Annotated in this window: 8 protein-coding genes and 1 riboswitch; all 8 genes read right to left on the reverse strand. The window is 52.1% G+C overall.

Going from position 1 to position 9,154, the window contains the following annotated elements; translation table 11 throughout:
• Nucleotides 1-3: 3 nt before the first annotated feature.
• Nucleotides 4-1,128 carry a hypothetical protein gene (locus tag ACQY6F_RS17200; protein ID WP_428776183.1) on the reverse strand — a complete coding sequence of 375 codons (1,125 nt, stop codon included), beginning with the start codon at nt 1,126-1,128 and terminating at the stop codon, nt 4-6.
• A gap of 174 nt (nt 1,129-1,302) precedes the next feature.
• On the reverse strand, nt 1,303-2,742 hold the full coding sequence (locus tag ACQY6F_RS17205) for a coniferyl aldehyde dehydrogenase (RefSeq protein WP_428776185.1): 1,440 nt from the start codon (nt 2,740-2,742) through the stop codon (nt 1,303-1,305).
• 101 nt (nt 2,743-2,843) lie between these two features.
• Nucleotides 2,844-3,461, reverse strand: a complete 618-nt coding sequence (locus tag ACQY6F_RS17210; RefSeq protein ID WP_428776186.1) for a LysE family translocator — start codon at nt 3,459-3,461, stop codon at nt 2,844-2,846.
• 121 nt (nt 3,462-3,582) lie between these two features.
• A complete protein-coding gene (locus ACQY6F_RS17215) occupies nt 3,583-4,431 on the reverse strand; it encodes a DMT family transporter (RefSeq protein ID WP_428776188.1) in 849 nt (282 codons plus the stop codon).
• 119 nt (nt 4,432-4,550) lie between these two features.
• On the reverse strand, nt 4,551-5,261 hold the full coding sequence (locus ACQY6F_RS17220) for a phosphatase PAP2 family protein (RefSeq protein WP_428776189.1): 711 nt from the start codon (nt 5,259-5,261) through the stop codon (nt 4,551-4,553).
• A gap of 209 nt (nt 5,262-5,470) precedes the next feature.
• A complete protein-coding gene (gene thiD / locus ACQY6F_RS17225) occupies nt 5,471-6,298 on the reverse strand; it encodes a bifunctional hydroxymethylpyrimidine kinase/phosphomethylpyrimidine kinase (protein ID WP_428776191.1) in 828 nt (275 codons plus the stop codon).
• A gap of 94 nt (nt 6,299-6,392) precedes the next feature.
• Nucleotides 6,393-6,489, reverse strand: a riboswitch (TPP riboswitch).
• A gap of 89 nt (nt 6,490-6,578) precedes the next feature.
• Nucleotides 6,579-7,226 (reverse strand): hypothetical protein, encoded by a 648-nt coding sequence (locus ACQY6F_RS17230; protein ID WP_428776192.1) that lies wholly within the window; start codon nt 7,224-7,226, stop codon nt 6,579-6,581.
• Nucleotides 7,227-7,483: 257 nt separating this feature from the next.
• Nucleotides 7,484-9,154, reverse strand: a 1,671-nt coding sequence (locus ACQY6F_RS17235) for a PhoX family protein (protein ID WP_428776193.1), incomplete at its 5' end; no start/stop codon positions are given.

Raw genomic sequence — 9,154 nt, forward strand, 5'->3', positions numbered from 1 at the left:
CAGCTAGTTACTCGCCATCACTCTGAATTCATTGACCAGTCGATACTGTTCCGTTTCTGAACGGGTCATGTAGTGCATGCTATCAGCCGGAGCGACATTAATGGTGTACAGGTAAAATGGAACGCCCTTGCTGCCCAGCATTTGGTTAAAGTAACTGGCCTGTCGATAATGGCTATCATTGTCAAAAGGGATCTCGGTTGCTTGCAGATTAGTGTCCATATTGCGCCAGCTGTGTACGCCTAATCGCTCAGTAAGACTGATATCTTCATCAAATTCTGCCAATTCAATCGTTCGATGAGCTCCGGCGCTAAACAGATCGACCCCGCCAGAAGCCACCCGGCCGGTATAACTCAGATAGGTGTCCACTTTGCGCTTACGGAGCAGTAGACCGGTAAACATATTAATCTCATCATCTACAGACCCCCTTATCTGGTTAGCGATCGTCAATACTGCTTTTTGGCCCGGATACGGTTTAAGCGCCTGCTTGAGTGACAAATAGCTGGCCGAGCCTAAAGAACCTGGCTGTCTTTTTCCGGTGAAGAATTCGGATATCGGGTCAAAGGCGGAATAGCTGGTAAGTCTGATGGTGGATGTAGGTTGGCTACTTTTCGGCTCAACTTTAAACAGTACACTGCCTATCGTATAAATATATTCGGCGTCCGGTTGCGCGGTAAATACCACCGTTTGTCCATTATCCAGCTGAGCGGAGTAGTGTTCGCCATTCGGTTTTAACTGACAAGTCACTTTACTGCGACTATAACCATCACCATCCGGTAACAACAGTTCACATTCCGATTTTTGTTCAAATACTTGCTGAAATTCTTTGATTCGCAGCACCAGATACTGTCCGGATTGACTGGCCAGCATAACCATCAAATCTAGGCGCGAATGACCACTGGCCAAATCCGCTTTGTTCACCTCTGAAGCCAGAATTCGATCATATGTTTGTTCGCCGTAGCGCACAGATACGGTACCCAGTAGCGCCAGCCGTTCCTGTAGCGCCTGCTGTAATTGTTGGTCACTAAATGGGTAATCCGACTCAGGAGCCTGTGGCGGTGTCGCTGCACAAGCCATTAACGACAACGAGAGAGGTGCGAGCGCCATTAATTGACAATTGAGAGGTGACATAATCTGCTCCGTACATGTAGCCTGCGAATAGAGACCTAGGATATCGGTCTGCTTGCGGTTATTCTGTCGCCAACAGGTAACGGAATGTACAGGTATGATTACAATCCAGTCCAAATCAGGGGAAATGGTATTCGCCTTGATAAACAGACAAAATTAATTTGCCTGCCCATCTGACTAACGTAACCACCAACGACTGAGTATTCGACCAATGCGATGACGAAATTTCAGAACCAGCTGTGCTCGCGGTAGCCAGGTGGGCGTGGTCAGTACCGTCTTAATATTGGAAAAAGTGCGAAACCCTTCGATACCGTGATAATTGCCAAGACCGGATTCGCCGACCCCACCAAACGGAGCATCCTCAGCTGCAACATGGAGTAATGTTTCGTTGATACACACGCCACCACTGTGAGTCTGTTGCATTACCGACCGTTGCAAACGTTTATCGCGACTCATCAGATAGAGGGCTAACGGTTTGGGCTTGCGGTTGACATAAGCGATGGCTTCACTGAACTGGTAATAGCCGATAACGGGTAAGATCGGGCCAAAGATTTCTTCCTGGGCGATACGCATGTCTTCACTGACGCCGGTAACCAGATGCGGCAGCATCAAACGTTCTCCGTCCGTTTCTGGACATGGCAATGAATGGATGACGGCCCCTTTCAGTTCCGCATCTTTGAGCAACTGGTCGAGTCTTTCAAACTGGGACTGATTGATGATATGGGTCAGGTCATTAACTCTTTCCTGATCAAAGAAACGAGCCTGAAAACGCTGCAAATACAGCTCGACAAACGCCTGCTCCTTGCCTTTTGGCACCATCACGTAATCTGGCGCAACACAGATTTGTCCTGCATTCAGTGCCTTTCCTAGCATGATCGCATCAACGGCCTTTGCCATATCTGCATCTGGTGCAACCAATGCCGGCGACTTGCCGCCCATTTCCAGTGTCACCGGCGTAAGATTACTCGCCGCCGCTTTGGCCACCAGCTTGCCTACCTGAGTCGAACCGGTAAACAGCAGATGGTCGAATGGCAGTTGGGAAAAACTAATCGCGATATCGCTGCCACCTTCTATTGCATAGAGGTGATCACCCAACTCACTGAAGATCTGGCTCAGTACCCGGTTTGTCTGAGGCGTGTATTCACTGAGCTTTACCATTACCCGGTTGCCTGCCGCGATGGCGCTGATCACAGGCGCCACGCTGAGGACGATGGGAAAATTCCAGGGTACGATCACCCCCACCACCCCGAGCGGCTGACATTCCACACGAACTTGGGAAGGCATCAGCATCAGACCGCTTTTACGTCGTTCAGGACGCATCCAACGCTTCAAATTCCGCACGGTATAGTTGATATGCTGTACGGCAGGCATAACGTCACAGATCAGGCTGTCAAATTGACTGCGGTAACCATAATCCTCGCTCATCGCCCGGGCGAGTTCTTGCTGGCTTTCGATCAACGCTTGTTTTACCGCCAGCAGGCGCTGTAAGCGGGAGGAATAATCCGGGTAAGGTTGAGCCTGATATAGGGAGCGCACTTCGATAAATACATGTTTCAGCTCCTGCTCACTCTTAACATGCTCTTTGTGCCAACGGTTTATATCAACCACTCTTTCCATGCCCACTATTCTCCGTATCATTATGTCGCTGCTGGTCGGTTACTGGTCAACAGTAATAGTAGTCTGTTATTTTGCTCGCTACACTTCCTGCAGAGTGACGGTTAGCTGACAAACAGCCAGATACCGACGCCCATCATCAGACTGCCAGCGACCCGGTTCAGCACGCGCACATTTTCAGCATGGCCTAATACCCGCTTCAGTCCTTTCCCGCCAGTCGCATAAAGCGTCATGCAGACAAATTCAGAGATCAGAATGATCGACACCAACAACACCAACTGCGCTGTCAACGGCTGGGACTGGTCGATAAACGGCGGAAGCAGAGAGATCATAAACGCCCAGCCTTTGGGATTGGCAATCGCGGTTACAAACCCCTGCACTACTAAATCCCAGTCGCCTTTGGTGCTGGTCTGTGTTTCAAAATTGAGCGCCAGCTTGCCCCGGGAGCGCCACATTTGCACCCCGAGATAAAACAGGTAGCCGGCACCAACGGTTTTAAATCCGATAAATAACCACGGGTAGTTCAGCATCACCGCAGCAATACCCAATACCGCCGCCACCGACACCACCGCAACACCGACCAATTCACCGGCCATCATCCACAGGGTACGGCGATAGCCCACACTCATTCCCAGCGTCAACGCCAGTGTCATACACATACCAGGAGTAATCGATACAAAGAAAAAGGTGGGTATAAACATACCTAACAGTGCGGTATTCATCTGAATTTTTATCCGGTTACAAACTCTTAGCCGATTCTGAACTAACCGGGTTAATTTGTCGAAACAGAAATCACCCGCAACTAAAATTTCTCAGAGTACAGCCGCCCGGACAGCGCAACTTTTAGCTCTGTTTTGCCCGAGCGATAAACACGCAGGCGATGCCACCCAATACCAGTGCACCAGACAGCAGTTGCTGCCAATAGAGGGATTCTGCCAATAACACAGTCCCCATCAGTGCGGCGATAGCAGGAACGGCTAGTTGGCTGATGGATGCCTGTAACAGCGTCAGTTGTGTCAGGGCATAGTACCAGACGACATAACCGAGACCAGAGGCAACGGCACCGGAACCCAGCGCCAATACCACTCCGTCACGTGGCAGTGTGGCAAACGACGGTAACCAGGGCAGGGTCACTAAACAGAGCAGGCTGGCGATGACAAACCCCTGAGTAATGGCTTTCTGTGGTGAACTGGCTTGTTTACCGAGCAGGGTAAACAGCGCCCAGCTGACCCCGGACAGAATCATCATGATGGCAGACCAAAGGTCCGGACGTGTGGCACTGGGTAGCATCAGGTAGACAAACCCGGATACGGAAATCGCCATGCCGGTCATTTCCAGTCCGGACAGGTGGTTGCCTTGCAGGCGGTACAGGACCAGCAGGCTCATCTGTACCGAACCGAATAACAATAGCGCGCCGGTGCCGGTAGAAAGGTGGAGATAGGCATAAGAAAACAGCAGCGCGTAACCAAACAGCGCCAGTCCGGCCTTGAGTGCAAAACGCCATTGCCAGTCGCCGGACTGCCATTGACGGGTCATCAGCGTCAGCACAGATAAAGTTACCGCACCGGACAACAGCCTTAACAGAGTAAAGCTGCCCGCGTCCATGCCAGCCCCGCTCAACGCCCCGCGGCATAGTAATGAATTGGCTGCAAATGCCAGCAAAGCTAACGCAGTCCATGCGATAGTGACCAAACGATTCCCCTAACGGTAAGCAACAGTGTGACTATAGACGCTAACCCGTCGGGTTCCAATGTTTACGGGCGGAATCAAGCAGCTGAAGCCTTTGCACCGGGAAGGAAACCCATGTTCGGTTATGAGTTAGTGGCGACTTTGCCAAGCATAGATTCCAGCTTTTGTCGCCAGCCCAGCTTCTCAAGAAGACGCAGTAACCAGCGAGCCTGGCGGCCAAACTGCGGAACCAGCAACAGCATGACCGCGACACACACCACCGAACCGATCAGATCTTCCACGCGGTGCATACCCAGCCACAAACGGCTGTATGCGATCATACTTGCCCAAGCGGTGATCAGGACCACCAGACCCGGTCTGCGGGCGCGACAGAATACGCCACCAAACATCACCAGGCAGACTGCGGCAAACAGAGTATGGCCAGATGGAAAGGAGTAGTTCATTTCCGTCAGCCAGTGACGGATTCGCCAGTCACTGACGTTTTTCACTTTATCGATTAAGGCCGCTTTGCGCGGCTCAGTTAATTTATAGAAATGAGCCGGCTGGGGAATGACCAGTTGCTGAGTCAGCAATTCGGTATAAGGCCTCGGGCTCTCGGTTGCTTGTTTCAGCGCACTCTTAGTGGCGAAACTGATCAACAACATCGCCATCAGTTGCATGATAAAACGCAACAGTTCAGGCAGTGGCAACGCGATCCGCAATACCAGCAACATGCAAACCAGCAGCGTCAGGACGAAGCCGATGCTGCCGGCAGAATCCGTCAATCCGGAGAACACTATGCCGGTAAACTCTGAGACACTCGCAGTCAGGTCAACGGGCAGCGCTAACCACATCACTGATATGCTAACTAGCAATGCGGCCAACAGTATCCATTCTGCGCGCCTGTTTTTGATCCCCATTTTCACTTGCCTGCTTTACCTTGCTATATGTTCATCTTTAAAGGTAAAGCATATTGACAACAAGCTATATCAAATCGCTGTCAAATCAGCGCAAAAGTACCGCTAATATTGACGCCCCAAATACCAGTATGGCGATTTATTGATCACGCTTTGACGGCTAAGTGGGCATCCAGATGGAAAAAATGGTGCAGCGGGCCTGCCCCCTGCCCGACCGCAAGTTCATCGGCGGTTGCAATCGCTCTAGTCAGGTAGTTTTTGGCTTTACTTACCGCAGCGGCTAACGGCTCACCCTGTGCCAGGTAACTGGCTATCGCCGCAGAAAGCGTACAGCCGGTTCCGTGCGTATTTTGGGTATTCACGCGCGGCGCCCCCATTTGCACTACCTCCTGGTCGGTTATCAGCCAATCACGACTGCTAGCACTATCGACCTGATGACCACCTTTGAGCAGTACCGCCTTGGCGGGTAGGCTTCGCAGCGACGCGATAAGCGCCGGTTGCTGCTCAAAGCGGTCAAAATGTTGGCCCGTGAGTACTTCAGCTTCCGGCAAGTTGGGCGTAACCAGATCAGCAAGCGGCAGCAGGCGCCGCTGCAGGGTTTCTACCGCGGTCTTCTCCAGCAGCGCACCGCCACTGGTCGCAATCATGACCGGATCCACAATGATAAACTTAGGCTGGTATTGCACCAGTTTATCCGCCACCAGTTCGATCACCTCGGCATTGACTAACATACCGGTCTTGACCGCAACGACATTCAAATCGCTGAACAGTGCATCCAACTGGGCGGCGATATACTCCAGCGGCACCGTCATTGCCCGTTGCACCCCAAGGGTATTTTGCGCCGTTATCGCGGTGATCACAGTGCAGGCATAACTGCCGGTGGCCGAGATCGCCTTGATGTCGGCCTGAATTCCAGCTCCGGCGCCGCTATCTGAGCCGGCAATAGAGAGAACAATGGGAGTAGAGTGTGACATATTTTTCCTGCCAAATTGGGTCAGTCCGGAAACTCGACAGGCAGCCAGGGTGATCACTGCAAATTGCTAGCAACGCTAGCGCAGCAAAACGATGGGGATGTCTGAGTGAGTTCCCTACGTCAGTATTAACTGAATCAGGTTCAACGGGTCTCGCAATGCGATCTCAGCCAACGGCTCCCCGACTACAAGCTAACATGATAGCAATCGGCACTGAGTTTGCGTAGCGCTTTCCAAGCTAGCCACTCTCAATTGCTGAAAGAGCGATACCTGCAGGGCCCGGTTATTTCAGGAACGCTATACCGGTACTGTTTACCGCCCAGGGGTAACTTTGCAGGTTGCGATAGTCGGTGTAAGCATCGCCGCGGTTAAACAGCCGATTAGCACTGTCGTATTCGAAATTGACCGAGGAGCGCGCAGAAAACAGCTGACCTTCGTCGCCCCACGTGTCCTGGCTGTCCACATACAGCACGTCGAATGATACCGTATTGACCGAGGTTAAATCAGACACCTGAATATAATGGTTATTGCCAGCGGATAAATTCACCGCCACTAGTGCACCTGCACCTGAAATGAGAAAAATTTGTTCCGCCGGGTTGGTGTGATCGGCCGTGACCTTTAAAAAGCCACTGTTGTTTTCTACCGTGATCGTGCTGGTGGTTAACAGGGTATACAGAGTGCCATTGCCGTTGGCATAGACATAGCCGTTAATACTGCACTCCACTTGATCGCTGGTCTGGCATTCAGATTTATTCAGTACTGCGTCGACAACGGCAGCCACGCTGTCTGACACATATTGTGCGTATTCCAGCTTCTCACTGTCGGTTTCAAAGTTTTTTCCCACCGCACTGATGACAATTAACTCGCCATCATCGCCGCCACAACCGGCCAACATGATTGATGCTGCTAACAATCCACTCCATTTTTTCATGCTCAACTCTCCGTACGATGGCGCAAATGGTCAATACGTCTCTGATGCCAAAAAATTTAATGATGTTTGTAAAAAATCGTACTGACCGGGCAAGATGTCAAATCTGAGCGGGATTTACTGTGGCTACGGCCGATTGTTGCGGGTTGGCAGCATCCCCATCGGGGTAACTGACCGGAATCGGCCAACCGCCGTGAATGCTGCTGCGACAAAAAAAAGAGCGCCACAGCGCTCTTTCAGGTGAAACATCTTGCCGGTATTTATCCGCCGATGACACCGCCGTCTTCACGGGTAATCATCATCACCGTAGAGCGGGGTTTGGAATCGCCACCAGCCGGGAAGTGCGACGGAGCACCCTCTTCACCCGGGTGCTGTACGCCGACGAACATCGTTTTGTAGTCCGGCGCAAACGTCAGACCGGTAATTTCACACGCTACCGGTCCGGTCAAAAAGCGCTTCACTTCGCCCGTCACCGGATCACCACACAACATCTGGTTGTTACCCTGACCAGCAAAATTGCCCTGGTTGGAGTAGTTGCCATCGGTCAGAATCCACAGACGACCGGCTTTATCAAAACCAAGACCATCCGGGCTGTTGAACATGTTGTCTTCGTTAATATTGTTACTACCAGCATAGAGGCTGTTCTGATGCACCGTCGGGTTACCGGCAATCAGGTACAGGTCCCAGTCGAAGCTGTCGCTAGTGTGGTCGCCATTGGCTGGCATCCAGCGCAGAATCTGGCCGTAGTGGTTTTCAGCCCGAGGGTTAGGGCCGCCAACAGGTTGGTTTTCTTTCACGCCACGGTATTTGTTATTGGTCAGGGTACAGAACACGTGTTTCTCGTCCGGATGCACCGCGACCCATTCCGGGCGGTCCATGGTCGTCGCTCCAACATGGGTGGCAGCGCGGCGGGCAAAGATCATAACCTCAGCCTGGTCGTTAAAACCGCTCTGTTTATTCAGGCCATTTTTGCCATAGCTCAGCTCGATCCATTCACCGCGACCTTTGAGTTCACCCTGCTCGATGTCGAACTTGGCCACATACAAGGTACCGTCTTCCAGCAAATCACGGTTCTGCTTATCTTTGCCCGGTTTGTAACGATGTTTAGAGACAAATTTGTACAGGTGCTCGCCCCGCTCATCATCCCCCAGGTACACCACTACGTGACCGTCACTATTGACGACCAGGGCGGCATTCTCATGCTTAAAGCGGCCCAGCGCGGTACGTTTTAGTGGCACAGCATCAGGATCATGCGGGTCAATTTCGACGACCCAGCCAAAGCGGTGCGGTTCGTTGGGATGCTTGCTGACATCAAAGCGCTCATCATGGTCATGCCACTGATAACCGCTTGGTTTGGCTTTTACCCCATAGCGTTTGTGGTCATCACTGAGTGGCACTTCGCTGCGACTGCCAAAGTAACCATGGAAGTTCTCTTCACACGTAAGGTAAGTGCCCCATGGAGTTTGACCATTTGCACAGTTGTTAAAGGTGCCCAGAGGCGTCAAACCTTCGGCATCGGCTGCGGTTTTCATCAGCTCATGCCCTGCCGCCGGGCCTGTCAACAGCATTGGCGTATTCGCGGTAATACGACGGTTGCGACTACCGTTGCGGTCAACCCGCCAGCTGCCGGCTTCTTTGACAATTTCAACCACAGTCACACCATGCGCGGCCTGCGCTTTTTTCACGTCATCCGCAGTCATCGCGCTGCCCTGGTGGGCAAACAGATACTCATAGTTGGTATATTCGTTGTTGATCGCCAGCACCGCGCGATTGTCACTGATCGGGAACAGGCTCATTCCGTCGGTGTTGTCACCAAACTGACCCGCTTGTGCGATGGAATCCTGCAAGCCTGATTGTTCAAACTCCGGCGCATCAGCAAAAATCGGGTCACCCCAGGAGATCAGCGGCGTTGCCTGGTAGCCTGGCGGTAC

This window comes from Vibrio sp. (assembly GCF_050299255.1).
Taxonomy (GTDB): Bacteria; Pseudomonadota; Gammaproteobacteria; order Enterobacterales; family Vibrionaceae; genus Vibrio.

Excerpts from the sequence above, each read along its gene's own strand:
- ACQY6F_RS17200 (WP_428776183.1), bottom strand. The coding sequence starts at position 1,128 with ATGTCACCTCTCAATTGTCAATTAATGGCGCTCGCACCTCTCTCGTTG.
- ACQY6F_RS17205 (WP_428776185.1), bottom strand. The coding sequence starts at position 2,742 with ATGGAAAGAGTGGTTGATATAAACCGTTGGCACAAAGAGCATGTTAAG.
- ACQY6F_RS17210 (WP_428776186.1), bottom strand. The coding sequence starts at position 3,461 with ATGAATACCGCACTGTTAGGTATGTTTATACCCACCTTTTTCTTTGTA.
- ACQY6F_RS17220 (WP_428776189.1), bottom strand. The coding sequence starts at position 5,261 with ATGTGGTTAGCGCTGCCCGTTGACCTGACTGCGAGTGTCTCAGAGTTT.
- thiD (WP_428776191.1), bottom strand. The coding sequence starts at position 6,298 with ATGTCACACTCTACTCCCATTGTTCTCTCTATTGCCGGCTCAGATAGC.
- ACQY6F_RS17230 (WP_428776192.1), bottom strand. The coding sequence starts at position 7,226 with ATGAAAAAATGGAGTGGATTGTTAGCAGCATCAATCATGTTGGCCGGT.